This window comes from Phaeobacter sp. JH20_34, from assembly GCF_048056095.1.
In the GTDB taxonomy this organism is placed as follows: domain Bacteria; phylum Pseudomonadota; class Alphaproteobacteria; order Rhodobacterales; family Rhodobacteraceae; genus Phaeobacter; species Phaeobacter bryozoorum.
On the sequence record NZ_JAYMWT010000007.1, the window covers coordinates 79836 to 106172 of the forward strand.

23 protein-coding genes are annotated in these 26337 nt (G+C 63.0%); 11 read left to right on the forward strand and 12 right to left on the reverse strand.

Going from position 1 to position 26337, the window contains the following annotated elements:
* Positions 1–64: 64 nt before the first annotated feature.
* The 8 genes from VWZ81_RS08120 to VWZ81_RS08155 form a co-directional block, all read right to left on the reverse strand.
* Positions 65–2080, reverse strand: coding sequence for a M3 family metallopeptidase (locus VWZ81_RS08120; protein WP_416542920.1), 2016 nt, complete (start codon positions 2078–2080; stop codon positions 65–67).
* Positions 2081–2176: 96 nt separating this feature from the next.
* Complete coding sequence (locus tag VWZ81_RS08125) at positions 2177–3010, reverse strand: amino acid ABC transporter permease (RefSeq protein WP_416539954.1); 834 nt, start codon at positions 3008–3010, stop codon at positions 2177–2179.
* A gap of 65 nt (positions 3011–3075) precedes the next feature.
* Entirely contained in the window at positions 3076–3888 is an 813-nt protein-coding gene (locus VWZ81_RS08130; RefSeq protein WP_416536684.1) for a transporter substrate-binding domain-containing protein, read from the reverse strand.
* Positions 3889–3937: 49 nt separating this feature from the next.
* Positions 3938–5044 (reverse strand): HesA/MoeB/ThiF family protein, encoded by a 1107-nt coding sequence (locus VWZ81_RS08135; RefSeq protein ID WP_416542921.1) that lies wholly within the window; start codon positions 5042–5044, stop codon positions 3938–3940.
* On the reverse strand, positions 5044–5499 hold the full coding sequence (gene dut, locus VWZ81_RS08140) for a dUTP diphosphatase (RefSeq protein WP_340547324.1): 456 nt from the start codon (positions 5497–5499) through the stop codon (positions 5044–5046). The genes VWZ81_RS08135 and dut overlap by 1 nt, the downstream gene beginning before the upstream one ends.
* A 42-nt stretch (positions 5500–5541) precedes the next feature.
* The gene (gene coaBC, locus VWZ81_RS08145) at positions 5542–6744 is read right to left on the reverse strand and encodes a bifunctional phosphopantothenoylcysteine decarboxylase/phosphopantothenate--cysteine ligase CoaBC (RefSeq protein ID WP_340547325.1); all 1203 of its coding nucleotides are present in this window, start codon (positions 6742–6744) and stop codon (positions 5542–5544) included.
* Between the two features lie 100 nt (positions 6745–6844).
* A complete protein-coding gene (locus VWZ81_RS08150) occupies positions 6845–7804 on the reverse strand; it encodes a ChaN family lipoprotein (RefSeq protein ID WP_416542922.1) in 960 nt (319 codons plus the stop codon).
* Positions 7801–8679, reverse strand: a complete 879-nt coding sequence (locus VWZ81_RS08155; RefSeq protein WP_340547327.1) for an RNA polymerase factor sigma-32 — start codon at positions 8677–8679, stop codon at positions 7801–7803. Before VWZ81_RS08155 ends, VWZ81_RS08150 begins: the two co-directional genes overlap by 4 nt.
* A gap of 292 nt (positions 8680–8971) precedes the next feature.
* On the opposite strand from VWZ81_RS08155, the gene cobU reads away from it, so the two are divergent.
* The 4 genes from cobU to VWZ81_RS08175 all read left to right on the forward strand — a co-directional run bounded on the left by cobU (position 8972) and on the right by VWZ81_RS08175 (position 12481).
* Positions 8972–9490, forward strand: a complete 519-nt coding sequence (gene cobU / locus VWZ81_RS08160; protein ID WP_416542923.1) for a bifunctional adenosylcobinamide kinase/adenosylcobinamide-phosphate guanylyltransferase — start codon at positions 8972–8974, stop codon at positions 9488–9490.
* On the forward strand, positions 9487–10092 hold the full coding sequence (locus VWZ81_RS08165; RefSeq protein WP_416542924.1) for a histidine phosphatase family protein: 606 nt from the start codon (positions 9487–9489) through the stop codon (positions 10090–10092). Before cobU ends, VWZ81_RS08165 begins: the two co-directional genes overlap by 4 nt.
* Positions 10093–10150: 58 nt before the next feature.
* Entirely contained in the window at positions 10151–10834 is a 684-nt protein-coding gene (locus VWZ81_RS08170; RefSeq protein ID WP_416542925.1) for a glutathione S-transferase, read from the forward strand.
* Between the two features lie 144 nt (positions 10835–10978).
* On the forward strand, positions 10979–12481 hold the full coding sequence (locus VWZ81_RS08175) for a YifB family Mg chelatase-like AAA ATPase (RefSeq protein WP_416539958.1): 1503 nt from the start codon (positions 10979–10981) through the stop codon (positions 12479–12481).
* A 21-nt stretch (positions 12482–12502) separates the two neighbouring features.
* Here VWZ81_RS08175 and gshB read toward each other — a convergent pair whose 3' ends face one another.
* The 3 genes from gshB to rsmI form a co-directional block, all read right to left on the reverse strand.
* Positions 12503–13435 (reverse strand): glutathione synthase, encoded by a 933-nt coding sequence (gshB, locus tag VWZ81_RS08180; RefSeq protein WP_340547332.1) that lies wholly within the window; start codon positions 13433–13435, stop codon positions 12503–12505.
* Positions 13436–13532: 97 nt separating this feature from the next.
* Entirely contained in the window at positions 13533–13889 is a 357-nt protein-coding gene (locus VWZ81_RS08185; protein ID WP_416543032.1) for a YraN family protein, read from the reverse strand.
* A gap of 50 nt (positions 13890–13939) precedes the next feature.
* On the reverse strand, positions 13940–14800 hold the full coding sequence (rsmI, locus tag VWZ81_RS08190) for a 16S rRNA (cytidine(1402)-2'-O)-methyltransferase (protein WP_416542926.1): 861 nt from the start codon (positions 14798–14800) through the stop codon (positions 13940–13942).
* An 84-nt stretch (positions 14801–14884) separates the two neighbouring features.
* Between rsmI and VWZ81_RS08195 the strand changes: the two genes are divergently transcribed.
* From VWZ81_RS08195 to murJ, 3 genes are read left to right on the forward strand one after another with little or no spacing between them, the layout of a single operon-like run.
* Positions 14885–16057, forward strand: coding sequence for a penicillin-binding protein activator (locus VWZ81_RS08195; protein WP_340547334.1), 1173 nt, complete (start codon positions 14885–14887; stop codon positions 16055–16057).
* Complete coding sequence (locus tag VWZ81_RS08200) at positions 16017–18845, forward strand: [protein-PII] uridylyltransferase (protein ID WP_340547335.1); 2829 nt, start codon at positions 16017–16019, stop codon at positions 18843–18845. The genes VWZ81_RS08195 and VWZ81_RS08200 overlap by 41 nt, the downstream gene beginning before the upstream one ends.
* Positions 18842–20395, forward strand: coding sequence for a murein biosynthesis integral membrane protein MurJ (gene murJ, locus VWZ81_RS08205; protein WP_416542927.1), 1554 nt, complete (start codon positions 18842–18844; stop codon positions 20393–20395). The genes VWZ81_RS08200 and murJ overlap by 4 nt, the downstream gene beginning before the upstream one ends.
* A 164-nt stretch (positions 20396–20559) precedes the next feature.
* On the opposite strand, the gene bhcR is transcribed toward murJ, so the two are convergent.
* A complete protein-coding gene (gene bhcR / locus VWZ81_RS08210; RefSeq protein ID WP_416536675.1) occupies positions 20560–21384 on the reverse strand; it encodes an HTH-type transcriptional regulator BhcR in 825 nt (274 codons plus the stop codon).
* Positions 21385–21594: 210 nt separating this feature from the next.
* On the opposite strand from bhcR, the gene bhcA reads away from it, so the two are divergent.
* The 4 genes from bhcA (at position 21595) to bhcD (ending at position 26043) form a co-directional block, all read left to right on the forward strand.
* On the forward strand, positions 21595–22785 hold the full coding sequence (gene bhcA / locus VWZ81_RS08215; RefSeq protein WP_416542928.1) for an L-aspartate--glyoxylate aminotransferase BhcA: 1191 nt from the start codon (positions 21595–21597) through the stop codon (positions 22783–22785).
* A complete protein-coding gene (gene bhcB / locus VWZ81_RS08220) occupies positions 22785–23759 on the forward strand; it encodes a beta-hydroxyaspartate dehydratase BhcB (RefSeq protein ID WP_416539961.1) in 975 nt (324 codons plus the stop codon). Before bhcA ends, bhcB begins: the two co-directional genes overlap by 1 nt.
* A 41-nt stretch (positions 23760–23800) precedes the next feature.
* On the forward strand, positions 23801–24964 hold the full coding sequence (gene bhcC / locus VWZ81_RS08225; RefSeq protein ID WP_416536672.1) for a 3-hydroxy-D-aspartate aldolase BhcC: 1164 nt from the start codon (positions 23801–23803) through the stop codon (positions 24962–24964).
* 86 nt (positions 24965–25050) lie between these two features.
* The gene (bhcD, locus tag VWZ81_RS08230) at positions 25051–26043 is read left to right on the forward strand and encodes an iminosuccinate reductase BhcD (RefSeq protein WP_340547341.1); all 993 of its coding nucleotides are present in this window, start codon (positions 25051–25053) and stop codon (positions 26041–26043) included.
* The last annotated feature ends 294 nt before the right edge of the window (positions 26044–26337 follow it).

Consider the following 26337-nt stretch of genomic DNA (forward strand, 5'->3'; position numbering starts at 1 on the left):
AAACGAGAGAGGGCAGACGCATCGCGCCTGCCCTCTCACATTACAGACAAAACCATTGTGCGGATTATTTTGCCGCCAGCCCCCGCCCCTTCAGCAACGCATCCACACCGGGCAGTCGGCCCCGGAACGCCGTGTACAGCTCCGCCGGATCGCGCGAGCCGCCGGTCGACAGGATATGCGCCTCCAGCGCCTTGGCGCGTTCGGGGTCAAAAGCACCGCCCGCCTCCTCAAATGCGGCAAAGGCATCGGCGTCCATCACCTCCGACCACATGTAGCTGTAATAGCCCGAGGAATAGCCGTCGCCCGAGAACACATGGGCGAAATGCGGGGTGGCGTGGCGCATGATGATCGCCGACGGCATCCCGATCTCGGCCAGAACCTCGGCCTGTCTGGCCATCGGATCCTTCGGCGCAGGCCCGTCGTGAAATGCCAGATCCACCAGTGCAGAGGCCACATATTCCACCGTCTGGAACCCCATATCAAAGGTCGAGGCCGCCAGCACCCGGTCGCGCATCTCCACCGGCATCGGTTTGCCGGTTTCGGCGTGGGTGGCGAATTTGCCCAGAACCTCCGGCACATCCAGCCAGTGCTCATAGAGCTGCGAGGGCAGCTCGACAAAATCGCGCGCCACCGAGGTGCCGGAGATGCTCTCGTAACTCACATCCGACAACATCTGGTGCAGCGCATGGCCGAACTCGTGGAACAACGTGCGCGCATCATCATAAGACAAAAGCGCCGGATCCCCCTTGGCAAAGTTGCAGACGTTGATCACAACCGGTGTCTGCACCTTGGGGAAATTCGCCTGGCTGCGCATTGCCGAACACCACGCACCGGAGCGTTTGGAGGAGCGGGCGAAATAGTCACCAATGAACACGGCCACATGCGCGCCATTGCGGGTCACCTCCCAGGCGCGGCAATCCTCGTGATAGAGCGGCACATCAAGCGGCGTGAACTCCAGCCCGAACAGCCGTGTCGCGCAGTCAAACGACGCCTCGATCATCCGGTCCAGCTGGAAATATGGCTTCAGCTCCGCCTCATCCAGATCATGCTCTGCCTTGCGCCGCTTCTCCGCGTAATAGCGCCAGTCCCAGGGCTCCAGCTCGCCGTTGATGCCGTCTTCCTGCATCATCTTGGTCAGCACCCAGGCATCCGCCTCCGCCTGCGCCTTGGCCGGTTCCCAGACCTGCATCAGCAGATCGCGCACCGCGGCCGGGGTCTTGGCCATCTCGGTTTCCAGCTTGTAGGCCGCGAAATTCTCATAGCCAAGCAGCTTGGCCCGCTCTTCGCGCAGGGCCAGAATTTCGGCGGCAATCTTACGGTTGTCGCTGTCGCCGCCATTGGCACCACGCGCGGCCCAGGCCTCGAACGCCGTCTTGCGCAGGTCGCGGCGGGGCGAGAATTGCAAAAACGGAGTGATGAGCGAGCGCGACAGCGTGACCGCCGGCCCCTCCAGCCCCTTGTCCTTGCCCGCCGCGCGGGCAGCATCGACCACAAATTGCGGCAGGCCGGTCAGATCCTCTTCGCCGAGCTCCATATACCAGCTGCGTTCATCCGCCAGCAGGTTCTGGGTAAACTCGGTCCCAAGGGTCGCGAGCCGGGATTTGATCTCCTGCATACGGGTGTCATCCGCGCCTTCCAGCGCCGCACCGCCGCGTACAAATCCGCGATGGGTCAGCATCAGGACGCGCTGCTGTTCCTCGGTCAGATCCAGCGTATCGCGCTGATCCCACACCGATTTGACGCGCGCATAAAGCGCCTTGTTGGCGGTGATGGCGGAAAAATGCGCCGCCAGCTTCGGGGAAAACGCCCGCTGCAACGCTTCGCGCTCGGAGTTACTGTCCGCACCAGCCACGCTGTAGAACACCGACAAAACCTGCTCCAGCTCGCGGCAGGGGGTTTCCAGCGCCTCGATCACATTGGCAAATGTCGGCGCCTCATCCGAGGCGGCAATGGCGTCAATCTGCGCCTTATGCGCAGCCAGCGCCTCATCCAGCGCAGGGGCAAAATCACTGTCCTTGATCTGGTCGAAGGGGGCAATTTCAAACGGCGTGTCCCAGTTGGACAGCAGCGGATTGGTCATGGCAAATCTCCTTTGTGAGGAAGCTATGCCCGCCCCTGCCCGCCGTCCAGAGGCACAGTCGAGAGAATTTCACCGATTGCCGCCGGAGCCTGCCCGCTACCGGCGCTCCTCGCGGCGACGCAGGTGTTTCTCAAACCGCCTGAGCAGCAGCGACAGGCCAATTGTCAGCGTGAGGTAAATCAGCGCCACCACATTATAGGTCTCGAAATAGCGGAAATTGCCCACCGCCGTGATCTTGCCCAGCTGGGTAACATCGGCGACCCCGAGCACGGAAACCAGCGAACTGTCCTTGACCAAGGCGACAAAATCATTGCCAAGCGGCGGCAGGATGGTGCGGATCGCCTGCGGAAACACGACAAAGCGAAAGCGGTGCCAGCGGCTGAGACCCAGCGCCTTGGCCGCCTCGATCTGGCCCGCATCCACCGATTGCAGACCGGCGCGGAACACCTCTGATATAAAGGCGGAATAGGCGATCATCAGCGCGATAATGGCCCGCCACAGCAGTGGGAAATTGCGGGTACGGATCGGATCCAACCCGATCTGCGCGCCGATCCAGTTGCGGAGTTCCACCAGCGCTGGCGCCAGCACAAAGGCGACGTAAAGCAGCAGCACGATGATCGGGATGCCCCGCACCACCTCGATATAGAACCGCGCACCCTGCCGGATCACCAGCCAGCGCGATCCCGCAGCCAGCGCCAGCCCAAGCCCCAGAAGAGAGGCCAGGAAAAAGCTCACCAGCGTGACAAAGATCGTCAGCTGGACGCCGCGCATCAGGGTGCTGAGGATATTGAGATAGAGATCATCCGAAACCACCCGCCAGATCAGCGTCGCCCCGATCAGGATCACCGCTGCCAGCCACCATGGGAAATCTTCTTTTTTGCTGTCCGCCCAACGGTTTTGCCTGCCCGGTCTTGGCTCTTGCTCGTTCATCTCTGCCCCATGATGTGGAAATCCCCGGCGCTAGGGCCGGGGATTGGTCATAGTCTGCCGCCGGGTCAGCCGCCCAGCTTATACTCCAGGAACCACTTGGTGTTCAGCGCATCCAGCGTGCCATCCGCCTCCATCGAGGCGATGGCGGCGTTGATCGGCGCCACCAGATCGCTGCCCTTGGGGAAGATGAAGCCGAAATCCTCGGTCCCGAGCGGCTCGCCCACGATCTTCAGCGCCCCGTCCGAGGCCTGCACATAGCCATTGGCGGCGGTGCTGTCCGACAGCGCCAGATCCACATCGCCCGTCCGCAGCGCCTGAATCGCCGCGCCAAAGGTTTCAAACAGCTTGATCCGCGGGTTGGCCTCATCGCCGTCAAGGATATCATAGACGGTCACATAAAACGGCGTGGTGCCGGGCTGGGCCCCGGCCAGAAGATCCGCATTGGCAGCAAAACTGGCGGCATCGTCAAAGCGGCTCTCATCCCCGGCCACGATCATGCGCATCTGCGAGGTCAGGTATTTGTCGGAGAAATCGACCTTTTCCTTGCGGTCGTCGCGGATGGTGATGCCGGTCATGCCCATGTCATACTGGCCATCGCTCACCGCCGGGATCATTGCGTCCCAGCTGGTGGTTTCATAGACGACTGTGATGTTGATCCGCTCGGCGATCTCCGCCATGGCGTCATATTCCCAGCCGATGGCTGTGCCGCTGGCAGGGTCGACAAATTGCAGCGGCGGATAGGCGTTCTCCACCGAGACCACCACTTCGCGCCCCTCAAGGTCCGGCAGATCCGCCGCCGTGGCAGCGGTAGACAGCAGGGCCAGGCCTGCGGCAGCGGCGATGGTTTTCACCGCGCCTTGGGTCATGTTGAATGTCATTTTGTCCTCCCCTTTGGTTTTGATTGATCAATCGCTGCGTCTGGTTCCGTCAGACCCCCTCCGCGCGCCTGCTGATGAGCGCCGCGTCAGGCTCCACGCCGGCATCGGCGCCACCGGCACAGATCGGGCAATCGGGCTGGCCGCGCAGGGTGATCTTGCGGCTTTCGGCATAAAGGCCGTCATAGATCAGCATCTCACCACGCAGCACCGCACCGGCACCGGTCAGCGCCTTCACCGCCTCCAGCGCCATCATCGCGCCGATGACACCGGGCAGCGGCCCGACCACCCCGGCCTCGGAACAGCTAGGCGCCAGCCCGGCCGCCGGTGCTTCGGGAAAGATGCACTGATAGCAGGGGCCGCTGACTGAGGGCTGGAACAGCGAGATCTGCCCCTCCCACTGCGACAGCGCGCCTGAAATCAACGGCTTGCCCAGCGCCACCGCCGTGCGATTGGCCAGATAGCGGGTTTCGAAGTTGTCGGTGCCGTCGAGAATCAGATCGTAATCGGCAAAAAGATCCGCCGCGATCTCGGCATCCAGGCGGCGATGATAGGGGCGCACCTCCACATAGGGGTTCTGCGCCACCATCGCGGCCTGCGCCGAAAACACCTTGGGCCGGCCGATATCATCATCGCGGTGAATGACCTGCCGTTGCAGATTGGCGTTCTCCACCAGATCATCGTCGATAACGCCGATTGTGCCGACGCCAGCGGCGGCCAGATATTGCAGCGCAGGCGCGCCCAGACCACCGGCTCCGATCACCAGCACGCGGGCGTTGCGCAGTTTTTTCTGCCCGGGGCCACCCAGCTCGCGCAGGACAATATGGCGGGCGTAGCGCTCCAGCTCTGTCCCGGAGAATTTCTGCGACCGGGGTGGGGTCGCCTCACTGTCGGCCGCCTCCGGCTGCGCCCGATTGCGCAGGACACGCAGCCCCTGACGGTAGCCCAGCACCAGCGCCACGGCCCCCGCCAGCATCAGCCAGGGGGCGGCGGTTTCCCCGGTGGCCAGCCGCAGCGGCGCGGTCGCAGGCAGGGTCAGATGCAGCGTCAGGATCGCACCATAGAGCAATGCCAGCAGGCTGAACCGCAAACGGCGTCCCAGCCCCAGGAATTGGCCGCCCCACCAGATCAATGCTGCAAGGACAAGGATCGACAGCATCAGCCCTGCCCCGTCGAGCCGAAACCGCCAGACCCGCGCGGCGTCTCATCCAGCGTTTCGACCAGCTGGAACTCCGCCCGCAGCACCGGTGCCACCACCATCTGCGCAATGCGGTCCCCATGGGCGATGTCAAACGCGGCCTCGCCGGCATTCATCACAATCACCCCAAGCGGACCACGATAGTCGCTGTCGATGGTTCCGGGGGTATTGGGCAGGGTGATGCCATGTTTCAGCGCCAGACCCGAGCGCGGGCGGATCTGCACCTCATAGCCCTCGGGGATCGCCAGCCGCAGGCCCGTGGGCACCAGCGCGCGGGCACCGGGGGCAAGCGTCAGGCTGGCGCGATCCGGCAGATTGGCGCGCAGATCGGCGCCTGCCGCGCCGCTGGTCTGATAGGCGGGCAGCGGCACCTCCCGGTCTGCGCCTTCGTCATATGTGATACGGATATCGACCATTCTCTGCCTGATCCCTCTTGGTTTCGTCCTGTGCGGCTCTGTTCAGCCCGTCTCCGCCAGCGCCTGTGCAATGCGGTCGGCCAGCTTGCGGGCAACCGCGTCCTTGTCCATGCGCGGCCAGCTTTCGGCGCCTGCATCGGAGATCAGGATCACCGCGTTCTCACGGCCGCCCATGATACCGGTTGCCGGGGAGACGTCATTGGCGACAATCCAGTCGCAGCCCTTGCGCAGGCGTTTGGCGGTGGCATTGTCAACCACATCATTGGTCTCCGCCGCAAAGCCGACGACAAGTCCCGGTCGCCCCTGCTCCAGCCGCGACACGGTCTTGAGAATGTCGGGGTTCTCGGCAAATTCCATCACCGGCAGCCCATCCTTGGATTTCTTCAGCTTGCGATCCGATGCGCTGGTCACACGCCAGTCGGCAACCGCCGCGGCAAAGACACCGGCATCTGCGGGCAGCGCCGCTGACACCGCCTCGGCCATCTCCCGCGCGGTCTCAACGGCCACCACTTCGACGCCATCGGGCGGCGCAACGCTGGCCGGGCCCGTGATGAAGACCACTTCAGCACCCAGATCGCGCAGAGCACGGGCCAGCGCTGTCCCCTGCGCGCCCGACGATCGGTTGGCGATGTAGCGCACCGGGTCGATCGGCTCATGCGTCGGGCCGGAGGTCACGACGATGCGCCGCCCCTTGAGCGGTCCATCGGATAGTTTCGCGGCAATGGCGGCAACAATGGCGTCCGGTTCCGCCAGACGGCCGGGACCAAATTCGCCGCAGGCCATGCCGCCCTCATCCGGGCCGACGCAGGACACACCATCCGCCATCAGGCTTGCCAGATTGCGCTGAGTCGCGGGGTGCTGCCACATGCGCACATTCATCGCAGGAGCCAGCAGCACCGGAGTATCTGTGGCCAGCAGCAGGGTCGAGGCCAGGTCATTGGCGTGACCATGGGCCATCTTCGCCATCAGATCCGCCGTGGCCGGGGCCACCACCAGTAGATCCGCACTGCGCGACAGCTGGATATGGCCCATCTCCGCCTCGGCGGTGAGGTCAAAGAGATCGCGGTGCACCGCCTGCCCGGCCAGCGCCGAAACGGACAGCGGAGTTACAAATTCCTCGCCCGCCTTGGTCAGGACCGGCACCACCTCGGCACCCTGATCCTGCAGGCGGCGGATCAGCTCCAGCGATTTATAGGCGGCAATCCCGCCACCGATGATCAGGAGAATACGTTTGTTCGCCAGCATTTGCCTATCCTTGCCGCAGATCCCGGCAAACTCTACTGCGCCCTGTCGCCAGTGTGAAACGGTTTTCCGCAGGGCGTCTGCCGCAGCGCGCGCGTGCCCCTCACTGGAACGCCAGACAGGGATCGGCGCGCGGGACTGGATCTGCCTCCATCACCACATCAAACGTTCCCTCGATCTGCCCGCCCTCGGACTGGCCCAGAGCGGTGATCTTCAGCGCCGGTCGCGCCTGCCGCAAGGCCAGCGGCGCGCCACGATCCAGCCGGGCATGGCCATTGCCGGTCACCACCACGACCGGCCCCGGTTTCTGGCCGCCAGATTGCCTGACCGGGTCTGCGGCGGCGTGATCCAGCGCCGCAACAACAGCGCGGGCCAGCACCGCATCGCGCAGCCGCTGAAGCTCAACCAGAACCGGCAGCATCTCGTCCGGCATCGCATTGCAATGGCTGGCCAGCTGATCGGCTTCACGCGCCGCCTGCTCTGCCTCATCCAGCGGGTTGGTGAGCCCATAGGCCGCCGCATCAGGACCAAAGACCCCCGCCACGCCCTGTTCCATCGCGCGGCGGGTTTCCGTTCGCGGCACCAGCGCGCCGAACTGCGCCGCCCCGTGACTGGCGGCAAAGACCGGTTGATAAAGCGCGAACTCAGGCCAGCCGGACTGCGCCCAGTCGAGCGTCTCTGCCAGTGCCTGACCATCCTGCAACAGATCCGGTGTCAGCGCTGCCGCCTGCGTCGCCGTGATCATCTCCCAAACCACAGCGGCGGGCTGGAGCGCGGTGATGATCTCTGCCTGCACCGCGTGATGGGCGGGGTTGTCGTGGATCTCGCCCAGAAACACCACGTCAGCCCCGGCCAGAACCGGCAGCACCTCCGCCACCGAGCTGGCCAGCACCGCAGGCGGGCGGACCTGTCCACTGTGTTCGTCCGCGCGGGCCGTGCCGGTCATGACGGCAGCCGCGACAAGAACGCCGACGGCGTTCGGTCGCCATGCCGCCGCGCAGATGCAAAAGGCGCGCCCGAAGTTGGACACGCCTTTGATCATGATAGGTATGTGAGATGTCATAGGAGGAAGTTCTGAACTTCCCGTGAGCAGGTTTCAAGCGATTTGCGCATCTTCTGAAAGGCGCCTGCCTCCAGCTGGCGGACACGCTCCTTGGACAGGCCCAGCTCCGTGCCGAGGCTCTCCAATGTGCGCGGCTTGTCCCGCAGCTTGCGTTCGGTGATGATGAAGCGTTCGCGGTCGTTCAGCGCCTGCATCGCCTCCACCAGCCAGATCCTGAGCTGCCTGGTGTCATGGCTCTCCTCGACCAGCTCGGCGGCCTGGGCGCTGTCGTCCTCCAGCGCTTCGATCCATTCGCGGCCCTCTTCCTCGGCCGATTGCACCGCATTCAGCGAGAAATCCGCCCCGGCCAGCCGCCCGTCCATCATCTGCACATCGCGCAGCGGCACGCCGATTTCGGTGGCGATCTTCTGATGCAGCTGGTGCTGATCCAGCTGGGTGCCCTCGGACTGGGCCTGACGCTCCAGCTGGGCCTGCACCCGACGCATATTGAAAAACAGCGACTTCTGCGCCGAGGTCGACCCGGTCCGCACCATCGACCAGTTGCGCATCACATAGTCCTGAATCGACGCCTTGATCCACCAGACCGCATAGGTCGAAAAGCGCACCCCACGGTCAGGGTCGAATTTATCGGCCGCCTTCATCAGTCCCAGCCCGGCCTCCTGAATGAGATCATTCATCGGCGCGCCGTAGCGGCGGAATTTGGAGGCCATAGAGATCGCCAGTCGCATATAGGCATTGATCAGCCGATGCAGCGCCTGCACGTCCCGCTCATCCCGCCAGGCGTAGGCCAGTCGCAATTCGGTCTCTGCGTCCAGCAATTCCGCCTTCATTGCCCGCTTGGGCAACGGGTTTTCGATCATGGTATCAAGAGCCATTTTTCTTCCCCGTAGATGAATTTTGATCTGAATACGGGCGATGCGCCCTCTTGGATCACTTCAGTCTTGGTAAATTCCCGAAAATCAGGCTCGGGACTGTCGTCTCGGCCCCCAGCGTGGTTGGGCAGGCGCGAAATACGCCGCCACAGCGGGCCGGTCCGGGTGCAGTCAACCTCTGAAATCAGCGCCATCTCTGCGGGCCTGACGCGCGCCCGTGGTCAACACATCTTGTGTTGCGCCGCACCCGTGGCTACCCAGTCACGCAACACTCGATAGCTTCAGGGTAATAAAAGTGCCGACTAAAGTCACATTCATTCTGGGCGGTGCGGCATCGGGCAAATCGGCCTATGCCGAGGAAATCTGCCTAAACTCAGGGAAAGACAGGGTTTATCTGGCCACTTCACAAGTGTTTGACGAGGAGATGCGGGCCAAGGTGGACCGCCATCTGCATCAGCGCGGCGCCGGCTGGACCACCCATGAGGCGCCACGGGACCTCGCGCCGGTGCTCGACTCGCTGCGCGCCGACCAGATCTGCCTGCTGGACTGCGCCACCATGTGGCTCAGCAATCAGATGCTGGCGGAGGCGGATCTGATTGCTGAGCAGACAGCGCTGATGGCCGCCTTGCAGCGCTGCGCCGCCGAGGTGGTGGTGGTGTCAAACGAGGTGGGCCATGGCATCGTCCCCGACAATGCGCTGGCCCGGCAGTTCCGCGAGGCGCAGGGCCGGCTGAATATCGCATTGGCCGGGGTGGCCGACCGGGCTGTGCTGGTCACCGCCGGGCTGCCGCAGGTGCTGAAAGGAACGCTATGAGCAACGATGCGATCACGAGACTGTTTCTGGTCCGTCACGGCCCGACCCATGCCAAATCCATGGTTGGCTGGTCCGATCTGCCCGCCGATCTGTCCGATACCGCCGCGCTGGACCGGCTTCACGGGTATCTGCCCCCCGAGGCGCTGGTGGTGTCCTCCGACCTCAGCCGGGCGCGCGATACGGCGACGGCCATCGGGCGCGACCGGCAGCGGCTGGCGGACCAGTCGGCGCTGCGCGAAATCCATTTCGGCGCCTGGGAGCTGCGCAGCTGGCGCGAGATTGACGCCGAAGACCCCGAGCGTATCCGCGCCTATTGGGAAACCCCCGGCGATGTGACCCCGCCCGGCGGCGAGAGCTGGAATCAGGTCTGCGCGCGGGTAAACGCAGCCATCGATGGTCTGATCGAGGCGCATCGCGGCCGGGATCTGGTGGTGGTTGGCCATTTCGGCCAGATCCTGACGCAGATCCAGCGCGCCGAGCAGCTGACCGCCGAGGAGGCCTTTTCGCATCGGATCGACAACCTGTCGGTCACCGAGATCACCCATCAGGGCAGCAGCCGGGATCGCGGCTGGGGGCGTGGTAGAATAAATCACATTCCGTGATGGGTTAGCGCACAAATATTCCGTTTGAGAATGACTTGAGGCGCGCTAACCTCGCGACATGACATATCAACTCTATATCGGTGATCGCAAGTATTCCAGCTGGTCGTTGCGCGGCTGGCTGATGCTGGAAAAATTCAACCTGCCTCATGAGGTCTCGCTGGTCGAGATGTTCTCGGGCACCATGGCGGAGAAGATGGCGGCACTGGCCCCGGCACGGCTGCTGCCGACGCTGCAATTGCCGGATGGCACGGTGATTGGTGAAACCGTCGCCATCGCCGAAACGCTTGCGGAACGGCACCCGGAGGCTGGCATGTGGCCGCAGGATCCGCGCCAGCGGGCAACGGCACGCTGGCTGGTGGCCGAGATGGCCTCGGGCTTTGGTGCGCTGCGCAGCGCCTGCACGATGCAATTGGCACATATCTATCAGGGGTTTGAACCCTCTGACGCGGTGCTGGCAGATCTCAAGCGGATTGAAACACTGTTCGCCCATGCACGCGATGTGTCCGGCAGCAAGGATGGCTGGCTGTTTGGCAGCTATTCCATCGCGGATGCGTTCTATGCGCCAGTGGCGGCTCGCATCGTCGGCTTTGATCTGCCTGTCTCGGACGAGATGCGTGCCTATTGCCGCGTCACCCTGTCCGATCCAGTGCTGCGCCGCTGGCAGGACCGCATTGACGAGGTGAGCTATGCAACCGATCCCTACCCGATTGATCTGCCGCGCAAACCCTGGCAGCTGAGCTGACCTCACTGTCCCCGGCATCGCCCCGGCGCCCCCTGGCATCAGGGTGAATAAAACGTAAAACCGCAGCGGCATCGCCGGTGCGTTAACGACTCCGAAACCACGTTGGCCAAGCATCTCTCCCTACCCACAGCGGAAAGGGGAGAGATGATTTCGCGCGCCTATACCGTTGCGTTTCAAGGCGTCGAGGCCCGCCCGGTCGAGGTGCAATGTGCGGTCGCACCCGGCTTGCCTGCCTTCTCCATCGTCGGTCTGCCGGATAAGGCAGTCAGCGAGGCCCGCGAGCGGGTCCGATCGGCGCTGGCGACGATGTCGATTGCCCTGCCCTCGCGCCGGATCACCGTAAACCTATCGCCTGCCGATCTGCCCAAGGAGGGCAGCCATTTTGATCTGCCGATCGCGCTGGCGCTGCTGGCGGCGATTGGGATCATCCCGCCCGAGGCGGCCTCTGAGACCATTGCCCTGGGCGAGCTGTCGCTGGATGGCAATCTGGTGCCGGTGGTGGGTGCCCTGCCTGCCGCCATGGCCGCCGCCAGCGAAGGACGGCGGCTGCTCTGCCCGAAGGCCTCGGGTGCGGAGGCGGCCTGGGTCAGCGATGCGACGGTAATCGCGGCGGGCGGTCTGGCGGATGTGGTGGCGCATTTCACCGGGCAGATGGTGATCCCCCCCGCCGCCCCCGGCGAGGTGATTGATCCCCCTGCGGGAAAGGATCTGCGCGATGTGAAGGGGCAGGAACGGGCCAAGCGCGCGCTGGAGATTGCCGCGGCCGGTCGACATCATCTCTATATGGTCGGCGCGCCGGGATCGGGGAAATCCATGCTGGCGGCACGGCTGCCCTCGATCCTGCCGCCGCTAAGCGCGGCCGAAGCACTGGAGACCTCAATGATCCAGTCGCTTTGCGGGTTGATCGACGAAGGCGGCATTCGGCGCAGCCGCCCCTACCGCGAGCCGCATCACACCGCCTCGATGGCGGCCATTGTCGGGGGCGGGCGCAGGGCGCAGCCGGGCGAGATCAGCCTGGCGCATAATGGTGTGCTGTTTCTTGATGAGCTGCCGGAATTCAGCCGGGCAGTGCTGGAGACGCTGCGCCAGCCGTTGGAAACCGGCCATGTGAATGTGGCACGTGCAAATGCCCATGTCAGCTACCCGAGTCGGTTCATGCTGGTGGCGGCGGCCAACCCCTGCAAATGTGGCGCGCTCAGCGATGCCAATCGCGCCTGTGCAAGGGCGCCGCAGTGTTCGGCGGATTATCTCGGCCGTATCTCCGGGCCGCTGATGGACCGGTTCGATCTGCGGGTGGATGTGCCGCCGGTCGGCTTTGCCGATCTGGACCTGCCGGGTGATGGCGAGACCTCGGCGGAGGTGGCCGTGCGGGTTGCCATCGCGCGGGAGGTCCAGGCCAGCCGCTACCGCCAACATCCCCAGCTGCGGCAGAATGCCGATGCCGAGGGCCAGCTGCTGGAGGAGGTGGCGACGCCCGACAGCGAAGGTCGGGCCCTGCTGTTGCAGGCGGCGGACCGGTTCGGGCTGACCGCGCGTGGCTATCACCGGGTGCTGCGCATCGCCCGCACCATCGCCGATCTGGATGGGGCGCCGGATGTCCGCCGCCCCCATATCGCCGAAGCGATCAGTTTTCGGATTGCCGCCTGAGGCGTGTTCTCACGCGAGAGCTCAGAGCTTGGCTTCGATCGCCTGCCAGATCTTCTCGGCGATATTGACGCCGTCGAAGCGTTCCAGCTCCTGAATGCCGGTCGGCGAGGTCACGTTGATCTCGGTCAGGTAGTCGCCGATCACGTCGATACCGACAAAGACCTGCCCTTTTTCGCGCAGCAATGGCCCGATGGCGGCGCAGATTTCGCGGTCGCGGTCGGTCAGGCCGATTTTCTCCGGCCGGCCGCCGACATGCATGTTGGAACGGGTTTCCCCCGCCGCAGGCACCCGGTTGATTGCGCCGACGGCTTCGCCATCGACCAGGATCACCCGTTTGTCGCCATTGCTCACATCCGGCAGGAATTTCTGCACGATCAGCGGCTCGCGGCTGAAGCCGGTGAACAGCTCATGCAGCGAGGTCAGGTTGCGGTCGTCGCGGTCCAGCCGGAACACGCCGGCACCGCCGTTGCCGTAGAGCGGCTTCAGAATGATATCGCCATGTTTTTCCTTGAACGCCTTGATCGTCTCAAGATCGCGGGCAATGGCGGTGGGCGGCGTCAGCTCCGGGAAATCCAGAACCAGCAGTTTCTCCGGGTAGTTACGCACCCAGAAGGGATCATTGACCACCAGCGTCTGACCCTTCAGCCGGTCCAACAGATGGGTCGAGGTGATATAGTGCATGTCAAAGGGCGGATCCTGCCGCAGCCAGACCACGTCAAAGTCGCTCAGGTCGACTTCGCGGCGCGGACCCAGCTCCGCCGGGTGTCCGGCCACGCGCTGAACGGTCATATCATGGCCGCGCGCGGTGATGCGGCCCTCCTGATAGGCCAGCTGGTCGGGGCCATAGAAAAACAGGCTATGCCCGCGCGCCTGCGCTTCCTCAGCTAGGCGAAAACTGCTGTCGGCATTGATATCAACGTCGGTGATCGGGTCCATTTGAAAGGCGATTTTCATAATGTCAGTCCCTCATGACATGGGCAAAATGACATGGGCAAACCGCCCACGCCGAATACATGACCCAGCTTGGCGACAGGTTCAATGGCAGAGACGCTCAACCCTGACCATAGGCGTTTTCCATCACCTCAACCCTGCCGGTGCCATCAACCACCGCCACATCCAGCCGCGACTCGGTCAGCTGCCCGGCAGGTTCGCCGGCCAGAAACCCGGCGGCGCTGGTCATCATGCGCTGCATCTGGGTGCTAGTGATGCGGGCGATCGCCTCATCGCGGCTGACGCTGTGCTTGACCTCGACAAAGACCACCATCGCCCCAAGCCGCAGGATCAGGTCGATTTCGGCACCACCGCCGCGCCAGCGGCGCGCCGCGACCGTGTATCCCCCGCGTTCATAGAACCGGGCGACCAGCTCTTCCGCGGCGTATCCAGCGTGATGGGACCTAGATCCACGCAGCCCGCGCGCAGAGGGCCGTCCGGGCGGGGTATCTGCCCGCCCGGCCATGCTCAGCCTGCGTCCTTGGCCATGTCGAGCGCCAGTTGATAGATCTTGCGGCGCGGCAGATTGTGCATTTCGGCAACGATGGAGGCGGCGTCTTTCACGGAGTTGTCCTTTAGGGCGGCGCGCAGATCGCTGTCGAGATCGCCATCGCTGACACTGGCGCCGCGCGCACGGTCCACCAGAACCACAATTTCGCCTTTCACCGGGGATTGTTCCAGCCCTTCGGCGAGGGTCAGCAGGGTATCGCGGCGCACCTCCTCGAATTTCTTGGTGATTTCACGGCAGAGCGCCGCCGGCCGGTCGCCCAATACGCCCGCCATGTCGCGCAGCGAGGCGGCAATCCGCTTGGGCGATTCGTAAAACACCAGCGTGCCGGGGACGGCGGCCAGCTCCTCCAGCCGTTTGCATCTTGCGCCACTGGCGTTGGGCAGAAAGCCTGCAAAGAAAAACGCATCCGTTGGCAGTCCGGCCAATGTCAGCGCCGCCAGCGCCGCAGAGGCGCCGGGCGCAACAGTGACCAGATGCCCGGCCTCGGCGGCGGCGCGGCTGAGATCATAGCCCGGATCGGCAATAAGCGGCATACCCGCCTCGGAGGCATAGGCCACGGACTGCCCCACCTCCAGCGCCGCCAGAAGCCGTCCGCGCGCGCCAGCGCCGCTGTGATCGTGATAGGCCACGATCTGCCGCCCATTGAGCGGAACACCGTGGATTTCCATCAGCTTACGCAGAGAACGGGTGTCCTCGGCGGCGATCATGTCGGCGGAGGCCAGCACGTCAAGCGCCCGCAAAGTGATGTCGCGCGCGGTGCCGATGGGCGTCGCGACGAAGTAGAGCCCGCATGGCAAATGGACGATCTTGTGATTCACGCTGGACCCGCCTTGTTGGTCGTTTATGATCCCTCAGGTACCAACACGGCGTACGCCGCCGGACAAGGGAGTTTCAAGTCCATTATGTTTGCTGTTTTTCAACACGCCCGCAAGGCGGCACTGGCCGCTGCAACCGTTGTTTCGACGCTGGCACTGGCCGCCTGTGACACCTTGCCGACTGGCAGCGGGCCGTCGATCAACACGACCAAACCCGTTCCGGTCGCCCTGTTGGTTCCGCGTGGCTCGGCGCAGCCCGGTGACGCGCTGCTGGCCAAGAGCCTTGAAAACGCTGCCCGCATGGCGATTGCCGATCTCAACGGGGCGCAGATCGACCTGCGGATCTATGACACCGCCGGCGTGCCGCAGCAGGCCGCAACCGCAGCAACCACCGCGATCAACGATGGCGCGCGGATCATCCTGGGGCCGGTCTATGCCGAGGCCGCAAATGCCGCAGGTCTGGTCGCCGCACAGCGCAACGTCAATGTGCTGGCGTTTTCCAACAACACCGCCATTGCCGGCGGCAATGTCTTCATCCTCGGGCCGACCTTTGACAATACCGCGCGACGCCTGACCAGCTATGCCAGCCGTCAGGGCAAGGGCAATATGGTGATCGTCAGCGGCAGTGACCCCGCAGGTCAGGCCGGCCGCGTGGCCATCGAACGTGCCGCCGCCGGGACCGGGGCAAATATCAACGGCTCCGTCAGCTATGAACTGTCGCAGCAGGGCGTGATCAACGCGATCCCGACGATCCGGTCAACCGTCGCCAGCAGCGGCGCGCAGTCGGTGTTCCTGACGGCAAATACCGCAGGCGCCCTGCCCCTGCTGACGCAGCTGATGCCCGAAGCCGGTGTCGATCCTGCGGTAACGCAGTATATCGGCCTCACCCGCTGGGATATCCCGGCACAGACGCTGGCCCTGCCGGGTGTGCAGGGTGGCTGGTTCGCAATGCCCGACACCAACCGGTCGCAGCAGTTCCGCAGCCGCTATCAGGCCAGCTATGGCGCCGCGCCGCATCCGATCGGTGGTCTGGCCTATGATGGGATTGCCGCAATCGGTGCGCTGGTGAGTGCCGGCAAATCCGACGCGCTGACCGGCGCGGCACTGACCCGTGGCAATGGGTTCCAGGGCACCGGCGGCATCTTCCGCCTGCGCCCCGATGGCACCAATGAACGCGGCCTTGCGGTTGCGACAATCCAAGAACAGAAGGTTGTGGTTATTGACCCAGCTCCCAGCAGCTTCGCCGGTGCCGGATTCTGATCCAGCGCTGCCGGACACCGTCCATCTGCCACCCTTGCTGGGGCCGCTGATCTGCGACCCCGGCAAAATTTTTGACGCCGTTGCCGTGCGCGCCGCCATCACCGCCCTGTCGCGGGATTGCTCGGCGGCGGAGCTGCGCGCTGGCGTTGTGAAAATCCTGCGCGAGGCCAATCTGGCCGGGCGCGCCGCCATCGCCGAGGCCTTTGCCGAGGAGCCCTTTGCGGCGCGGGCGCTGACCCGGTCTTATGTCTATCTGACCGATGGGCTGGTTACTGCCGCCTATTTCACAGCCACCAGCCTGCTGCATCCGCTGGCCAACCCGACCCAGGGCGAGCGGATCGCGGTGATTGCCGTTGGCGGCTATGGCCGTGGTGAAATGGCACCGCAGTCCGATGTGGATCTGCTGTTCCTCACCCCGTACAAGATCACCGCCTGGGCCGAGAGCGCGATTGAGTCGATGCTCTATATCCTGTGGGATCTGCGCCTGAAGGTGGGCCATTCGAGCCGCACCATCCGTGACTGCATCCGTCTGGGGGGCGAGGATTTCACCATTCGCACCGCCATGCTGGAACAGCGGTTTCTGGATGGCGATGCCGGGCTGGCGGCTGATCTGGATCGGCGGCTCAATGCGGAGCTGTTTTCCAAGGACGCCCGCGATTTCGTCGAGGCCAAGCTGGCCGAGCGCGATGCGCGCCACCTGAAACAGGGCGAACGCTATGTGGTGGAACCCAACGTCAAGGAAGGCAAAGGCGGGCTGCGCGACCTGCAATCGCTCTATTGGATCGCCAAATACCTGTACCAGGTGCAGGATGTCGCCGAACTGGTGCCGATGGGGCTGTTCAGCCCGGAAGAGCTGGATTCCTTTGCCAAGGCGGAGAATTTCCTTTGGGCAGTGCGGGCGCATCTGCATCTGCTGACCAAACGCGCCACCGAGCAGCTGAGTTTCGACCTACAGGTCGAGGTCGCCGCCCGTATGGGCTATGAGGATCGGGCTGGTCGCCGCGCCGTCGAGGTCTTCATGCAGGAGTATTTCCGCCACGCCACCAAGGTGGGTGACGTGACCCGGATCTTTCTCACCAAACTGGAAGCCACCCATCAGAAGAGCGAGCCGCTGCTGGAGCGGATTTTCCGCCGTCGCCCGAGGGTCAAACCCGGCTATGTGGTGGTGCACAACCGGTTGGATGTCTCTGATCCCGAAGCCTTCTGCGCGGATAAGCTGAACCTGTTGCGGATCTTTGAGGAGGCGCTGCGGACGGGGATGCTGATCCACCCGGATGCCATGCGGCTGGTCACTGCCAGCCTGCATCTGGTCGACGACGAGATGCGCAACGACAAGGAAGCGCGGCGGATTTTTCTGGATCTGCTGCTGAAACACGGCAACCCGGAACGCGCGCTGCGGCGGATGAACGAACTGGGGGTGCTCAGCGCCTTTGTGCCCGAATTCGAGCCGATCGTGGCGATGATGCAGTTCAATATGTATCACTCCTACACGGTGGATGAGCACACCATTCAGGTGATCTCCAACTTTGCCGCCATCGAGCGGGGCGAGCTGGAGGACGAGCTGCCGCTGTCCTCCACCGTGATCCGCAAGGGGGTCAATCGCAAGGTGCTGATGGTCGCCATGCTGCTGCATGATATCGGCAAGGGGCGCGAGCAGGATCATTCGATCCTGGGGGCGCAGATTGCCCGGCGTGTGGCGCCCCGGCTTGGTCTCAACAAAAGCGAAAGCGAAACCGTTGAATGGCTGGTGCGCTATCACCTGCTGATGTCGGATATGGCGCAGAAACGCGATATTGCCGATCCGCGCACGGTGCGCGGCTTTGCCAAGGCGGTAAAGACGATCAAGCGGCTGGACCTGCTGCTGCTGCTGACGGTCTGCGACATTCGCGGCGTCGGGCCGGATACCTGGAACAACTGGAAGGCCGCGCTGCTGCGGGCGCTTTATAACCAGACCCGCGAGGCGCTGGAGAATGGCGTGGAGGCGCTGAACCGCGCCCATCGCGGCACCGAGGCCAAGAAGGCCCTGCGCGCCGCCCTGCCCGACTGGCCCAAGGCCGATCTGAAGATCGAGACCGCCCGCCACTATGACCCCTATTGGCAGGGGCTGCATGTGACGGCCCATATTGATTTTGCCGAGATGCTGCGCGAACTGACCGATCTGGACGACCCGGGAGGGGTGATCATCCGCCTGCACCCCGATGAGGATCGCGACGCCACCCGCGCCTGTTTCTCGATGGCCGATCACCCCGGCATCTTTGCCCGGATTGCCGGCGCGCTGGCACTGGTGGGCGCGAATGTGGTGGATGCGCGGTCCTATACCACCAAGGACGGCTATGTGACGGATGCCTTCTGGATCCAGGATTCCGAAGGTCACCCCTATGAGGCCGCCCGGCTGCCGCGTCTGCGCGAGATGATCCACAAGACCCTGAAGGGCGAGGTGATCACCGGCGAGGCGCTGAAATCGCGCGACAAGATCAAGAAGCGCGAGCGGGCGTTTAACGTGCCGACGCATATCACCTTTGATAATGATGGCTCGGAGATCTACACGATCATCGAGGTCGACACCCGCGACCGCCCCGGTCTGCTCTATGATCTGGCGCGCACACTGGCGGGGGCCAATATCTATATCGCCAATGCGATCATCGCGACCTATGGCGAGCAGGTGGTCGATGCGTTTTATGTGAAGGATATGTTCGGGTTGAAATACTACTCCGAATCCAAACAGAAATCGCTGGAGGCCAAGCTGCGCAACGCCATCGCCGAAGGGGCAAAGCGGGCCGGATCATGAAGCCGATCAAACTGCTGTCGGGCTTTCTCACCGTCGGATTCTGGACGCTGGCAAGCCGCATCCTGGGGTTTCTGCGTGAAATCCTGATCACCGCCTATATCGGGCCGGGTCCGTTGATGGATGCCTTTGTGGCCGCTTTCCGGCTGCCGAACATGTTCCGCCGCTTCTTTGCCGAGGGCGCGTTCAACGCGGCTTTTGTGCCGATGTTTGCCAAGCGACTGGAGAGCGGCGAGGATCCGCAGGGGTTTGCGCAGGAGGCGTTTAACCTGCTGGCGGTGACCGTGCTGCTGCTGGTGGGGATTGGCATGGTGTTCATGCCGGCCCTGGTCTGGGCCACGGCGGGCGGTTTTGTTGGCGATGCGCGGTTTGATCTGGCGGTGGGCTACGGGCAGATCGTCTTTCCCTATATTCTGTTCATGTCGCTGGCGGCGCTGTTTTCCGGCGTACTGAATGCCACCGGTCGGTTTGCGGCGGCGGCGGCGGCGCCTGTCTTGCTCAATATCTTTGCCTGCGCGGCCATGGTGGCGGGCGCGGTGCTGGGGGGCGAGGTGATCACCTGGCTGGTCTGGACCATTCCGGTTGCAGGGGTTGCACAGCTGGCGCTGGTGTGGATCGCCGCCAGCCGGACCGGTATCCGCCTGCGCCCCGGCCTGCCGCGCTGGACCCCGCGCATGAAGAAGCTCGTCCGTGTGGCGCTGCCGGCAGCACTGGCGATGGGGGTCACGCAGATCAATCTGGTGGTCGGCCAGCAGGTGGCCTCTGACATTGAAAACGCGGTGAGCTGGCTGTTTGTCGCCGATCGCCTCTATCAGCTGCCGCTGGGGGTGGTGGGGATTGCGATTGGCATCGTGCTGCTGCCGGATCTGTCGCGCCGTCTGCGGGCGGGGGACGATGCGGGCGGGCGCGATGCGTTTTCCCGTGCCGGGGAATTTTCGCTATTGCTGACCCTGCCCTCGACTGCGGCGTTTCTGGCGGTGCCTGTTGTGCTGGTGTCGGTCCTTTATGAGCGTGGCGCCACCGGGGCCGAGGATGTGGCCGCCATTGCGCTGGCGGTGGCGATCTATGGCGCGGGCCTGCCGGCATTTGTGCTGCAAAAGGTGCTGCAACCGCTGTTCTTTGCCCGCGAGGACACCCGTTCGCCATTTCGCTATGCGCTGGTGGCGATGGTCATCAATGCCGCTCTTGCCTTTGGTCTGAAACCCTATCTGGGCTGGATCGCCCCCGCCATCGCGGCGACGGTGGCGGGCTGGGCGATGGTCGCCTGCCTGTGGCTGGGGGCCCGCCGTATGGGAGAGGTCGCGCGCTTCGATCAGCGCTTCTATGACCGGAGCCTGCGCATCCTGGCGGCCTCCGCCATCATGGGGCTGGCGCTATTCGGCGTGGTACAGAGCTTTGGCTGGCTGTTCTACCTGCCCAGCTGGCGCTACCTCGCACTGCTGGGTCTGATCGTGCTGGGCGCGGTGGTCTATTTCGGCGTCGGCCAGATCATCGGGGCGGTGCGCCTCGGCGACCTGAAACGCTCCGTCCGCCGGGGCGGCGACACGGGGTGACGGGGGAGACGGGGGAGACGGGGGTGCGGCCGGTGCGTCTGTAGCCCCCGCCAAGTTGGGTTCTGGCAGAGGTTCGTGTTGCTGCGCATCGCGCTGATTGGTGAGATGCGCGGCAAGAGAGCTGGGCAGAGGGGCCATCGCAACCGGCGCTGCACTCATCCAGATCAGATCTGCTCCGGGATAACGCCGCCGCTCCTGAGGGTAATTTCGGCGGCGGCCTTGGACACCGCTGCGCCGAACTGTGCAACATGCGCGTCATCAAACCTGATGCTTGGGCCTGAAATTGACACACCGGCACAGGGTTTGCCGAATTCATCAAAGATCGCGCTGCCGATGCACGACATGCCTTCGTAGCGCTCTTCGCTGTCAAAGGACCAGCCACGCGCGCGGATCTGCGCAAGATCCTCGAACAGGGATTTCGGGCTGGTATGGGTATTGGCCGTGAATTGCTGCAGGCCCGCTTTTGTCAGCAACTGGGTGACTTTCTCTTCTGACAGCTGTGACAGAATGGCCTTACCGGTGCCGGAGGCATGCATGGCCGTGCGCGTGCTCGGCGGGAAGAACGCGCGGATCGGATTATGTGTTTCGACCTGCCCGATAAAGACAACCTCCGCGGCGGCGGGCACCGCCAGATTCGCAGTCTCGCCGGTCTGCTCCATAAGCAGCTGCATGACGGGGCGCCCGATCTCGGCAAGGTTTCTGCGTTTCAGAAAGGACGAGCCGGTGCGAAAGGCCTCGATCCCTATGAGCCAGTCCTGGCGGTCTTCATCGAAGGTGACGAAGTTGTGCTTTTGCAGGGTCATCAGAATGCGATGGGTCGTGGCTGTGGGAACACCGACGGTCAACGACAAATCCGTCAGCGTCAGACGATCCGCGCGTGCAATGGCTGTCAGCACACCAAGGGCACGATCCAAAGACTGAAGCGTGCCTGCACTGCTTTCGGTGAATTGTGACTTCGGTCTGCCACGGGACCGTTTCTGTTTTTGCATCGTCATTCCTAGCTCATACCTCGCGATGCTTCAAAGGTATTGAAGTGAAAAATATTTTCAAGACGAACAGAGGTAGGGATATGAAAAATGTAAAATTCATCAATATCAGTGACTAAGTGAATATTCTTCAATACTGAAAATCTTTTTCAAGAAAATTGCAGCACGTCTTCGAACTGGTAATATTAACTTACCAAAGCGGAGAATCGAGTGATGTCAGATCAAAATCCAGTCTTTATTCCAGGCCCCACCAACATTCCCGAGAGGCTCTTGTCGGCGATGCATGTTCAGACGCGGGACCACCGCGCTCCGGATTTTGTCAGCACGTTTGCACCGGTTCTGGAGGGCACAAAGAAAGTGTTTGGTTCGACCAATGGCAAGATCATCACCTTTCCCGCAAGCGGGACCGGTGGCTGGGAGGCCTCTGTCACAAATACCCTCAGCCCCGGCGATACGGTTCTCGTGGCGCGCTACGGCATGTTCAGCCACCGCTGGATCGACCTGTGCCAGCGTCATGGTCTGGATGTTCAGATCATCGAATGCGCCTGGGGTAGCGGTGCGCCCGCCGAGAAATTCGAAGCCGTGCTGAGCGCAGACAAGGACAATAAGATCAAGGCCGTTCTGGTCACCCACAACGAGACAGCGACCGGCGTGCGGTCGGACATCGCGGGCGTTCGCAAGGCGATGGACGCCGCCAGCCACCCGGCGATGCTGTTTGTGGATTGCGTCAGCTCGCTGGCGTCTATGGAGTTCCGCTTTGACGATTGGGGCGTGGATATCGCGGTATCCGGGTCGCAGAAGGGCTTCATGCTGGCCACCGGCATGGCCATCCTATGTGTCAGCCCCAAAGCGCTGGACGCAATGGCAACCGCCACATTGCCCCGTACCTTCTTTGATTTCCGCGACATGATGGCGGCCAACGCCTCAGGCGGATTTCCCTATACGCCGCCGTTGCAGCTGATTTACGGCATGGGCGAAAGCCTGAAGATGCTTTTTGAAGAAGGGCTGGAGAATGTTTACGCCCGCCACTTCCGGCTGGCGGAAGGCGTGCGCCGCGCGGTTCAGGCATGGGGGCTGAAGCTGGTCGCCCAATCGCCCGAGCTCTACTCGGACACGGTGAGCGCGATCTATGTGCCAGAGGGGTTCGACAGCAATGCGCTGACCGAGCACGCCTTTGACGCCTACGGCGTGTCCTTCGGGATTGGGCTCGGCGAGATGAACGGCAAGGCCTTTCGCATCGGCCATCTGGGCAGCCTGACCGACGTCATGGTTCTGTCCGGTCTTGCCACCATAGAGATGGCGATGGCCGATCTCGATTATCCGGTCCAACTCGGCAGCGGGGTGACTGCCGCACAGGAGTATTTCCGCAGCACCCATGCAACCGCAGCCAAAGCGGCCGCGTGATGAAGGATATCCAACCCATGTATATCCCCACCTACGAGGACATGCTGGCCGCGCATGAGCGGATCAAGCCACATATCCGCCGTACACCGGTTCGGACGTCGGATTACCTGAACGAGATCGCCGGGTGCGACCTGTTTTTCAAGTGCGAGAACTTTCAGGAGCCGGGTGCTTTCAAAGTGCGCGGTGCCTCGAACGCCGTATTCGGCCTTGATGATGACCAGGCGGCAAAGGGTGTTGCGACGCATTCCTCGGGCAACCATGCTTCCTGCCTGAGCTATGCGGCGATGTTGCGGGGCATCCCGTGCAATGTGGTCATGCCGCACACCGCGCCACAGGCCAAGAAAGACACGGTGCGCCGCTACGGCGGCAAGATCACCGAATGTGAGCCCTCTACCACCTCGCGCGAGGAGACCTTTGCCAAAGTGCAAAGCGAAACCGGCGGTGACTTCGTGCATCCCTATAACGACCCGCGCGTCATCGCTGGCCAGGGGACCTGCTCGAAAGAATTCATGGAACAGACCGGTGGCCTCGATATGGTTGTGGCCCCGATCGGTGGCGGCGGCATGATTTCGGGAACCTGCCTGACCCTGTCGACACTTGCGCCGGAAACCAAGGTGATCGCGGCCGAACCCGAACAGGCCGACGATGCGTTTCGCAGCTTCAAGGCCGGATATATCATTGCCGATGACGCACCCAAGACCATTGCGGACGGGCTGCTGGTGCCGCTCAAGGACCTGACCTGGCACTTCGTTTCGACCCATGTGTCCGAGATTTACACAGCCTCCGAGCACGACATCATTGATGCGATGAAGCTGGCCTGGAAGCACCTGCGGGTGGTCATGGAGCCATCATCGGCGGTTTCGCTCGCAACGGTTCTCAAGAACCCGGAGGCCTTCAGGGGCAAGCGCGTCGGCCTGATCATAACCGGTGGCAATGTCGACCTCGACAAGCTGCCCTGGCTGACCGCCGCCTGATCTCAATCATCTTACTGAAATCCCGACAGAGGAGCACGGACATGAAGGACATGACCAATCTCGACGCATTCGAAGTGGGCTACGACATCCCGGCCAAACCGGGCATGGATGAGGCTGACATACAGACCCCATGCCTTGTGCTGGATCTGGACGCGCTGGAGCGCAACATCAAGAAGATGGGCGACTATGCCAAGGATCACGGTATGCGTCACCGCACCCACGGCAAGATGCACAAGTCGGTCGACGTGCAGAAGCTTCAGGAAGAGCTCGGCGGCGCCTGCGGTGTCTGCTGTCAGAAGGTCTCTGAAGCTGAGGTCTTCGCCCGGGGTGGTATCAAGGATATTCTGGTATCGAACCAGGTGCGCGACGCCGCCAAGATCGACCGTCTTGCGCGTCTGCCGAAGCTGGGCGCCCGCGCGATCTGTTGTGTCGATGATATCGACAATGTGGCTGACCTTTCGGCTGCGGCCAGGACGCATGGCACCCAGATCGAATGCCTCGTCGAAATTGACTGTGGCGCAGGACGCTGTGGCGTGTCGAGCACGCGCGATGTCGTGGAAATCGCCAAGGCCATCGACGCCGCAGAAGGTCTGAAATTTGCCGGCATCCAGGCCTATCAGGGCGCGATGCAGCATCTTGACGACTATAACGAGCGCAAGGCGAAGATCGACGTTGCGGTGGCCATGGTCAGGGATGCGGTCGACACGCTGAAAACCGAAGGCCTGGAGTGTGACATCGTCGGTGGCGGCGGCACCGGATCTTATTACTTCGAGTCGAACTCGGGTGTTTACAACGAATTGCAATGTGGCTCCTACGCCTTCATGGATGCCGACTATGGCCGCATCCTCGACAAGGACGGCAAGCGCATCGACGCTGGGGAATGGGAGAACGCCTTGTTCATCCTGACCACGGTCATGAGCCACTCCAAGGCCGACAAGGCCATCGTGGATGCAGGCCTTAAGACCCAGTCCGTGGACAGTGGGTTGCCCTTTATCTACGGCCGCGACGATGTCGAATATCTCAAATGTTCGGATGAGCATGGCGTTGTCGCAGATCCCGGTGGAGCCCTGAAGGTCAACGACAAGCTCCGGCTCGTGCCAGGTCATTGTGACCCGACCTGCAACGTCCATGATTGGTATGTCGGCGTGCGGGGCGGCAAGGTCGAAACCCTCTGGCCCGTCTCAGCCCGCGGCAAAGCCTATTAACGCCAGCCCTCCTCCCACTGGCGCGCGGGGTGCGGCGTGGTGCTAGACGCCGCCCCCGCAAAATGAACTCACAAAGGAACAAGACGATGACCAACCCGACTGACACCGATGGATTGCTGATTGTCAGCGAGGAGATCTGCGCAAAAACCGTCAGCCGTGCTGATGCTTTTGACGCGGTAGAGGCTGTTTTTGGCGCCATGGCGCGCGGAGACGCTTACAATTTCCCGGTGATCCGCGAGGCGATCGGATACGCCGATGCGCTCTATGGGTTCAAATCGGGTTTTGACCGGGCGGGGAAATCTCTGGGTGTGAAATCCGGTGGCTTCTGGCCCGGCAACATGGACAAGGGGCTGACCAACCACCAGTCCACCATCTTTCTGTTTGATCCAGATACCGGTCGTCTTCAGGCGCTGGTCGGTGGCAACTACCTGACAGCAGTCCGTACCGCGGCCTCGTCATCCGTCTCAATTGCTCATCTGGCGCGACAGGACGCCAGAGTCCTTGGCATGGTGGGCGCAGGTCATCAATCCACCTTTCAGCTTCGGGCCGCTGCCGAACAGCGCGATTTCGAGAAGGTCGTCGCCTGGAACCCGCATCCCGACATGCTGCCGCGTCTGGGCGCCGTGGCTGAAGAGCTGGGTCTGGAGTTCGAAGCCGTAACGCAAGAAGAGCTGGGCGCGCAGGCGGATGTGATCATCACCATTACATCAGCGTTTGAACCGCTGTTGATGGCGGACTGGATCAAGCCAGGCACGCATATTGCCTGCATGGGCACAGACACCAAGGGCAAGATGGAAGTGGACGCGGCGCTCTTTGGCAAGGCCACCGTCTTTGCGGATGAGATCGCCCAGTCGATCACCATTGGCGAGGCGCAACATGCAATCGCATCCGGGCTGATCGACGAAGCTGACATCACACCCATCGGTGCCGTGATCAACGGCGACCATCCGGGCCGCAGCAGTGACAGTGAAATCACTGTGTTTGATGGCACCGGTGTGGGCCTTCAGGATCTGGCCGTCGCCTCGGTCGCGGCGCGGATCGCTGATGAAAGAAATCTGGCGACACGCGTCGCTTTGTAAAAGCGGCCCTCCGGTGAAGAGATCGGAGGCTCGGACGCGGAGGGTGCGGCCCAACCGGACCACGCCGTCGAAATCGCCGGGGATGTCGGGGCCGGCAGACCGCAGGATCCGGGAAAGTCAGATGCGGGTCAAAATATGTTTGATCGCCGTTGGCTGCTGTCCCTGACCAGAGTGTTCCCTTTGGAAGCACCCGCAAAACCACGCGCACCCGGTCGGGTGCGCGCCCAATCTCGACAGGTTTCAAGATGCCTTGCGAGGCGCACATGGCCGGGACGTGATCCCCGGCTTACCCAA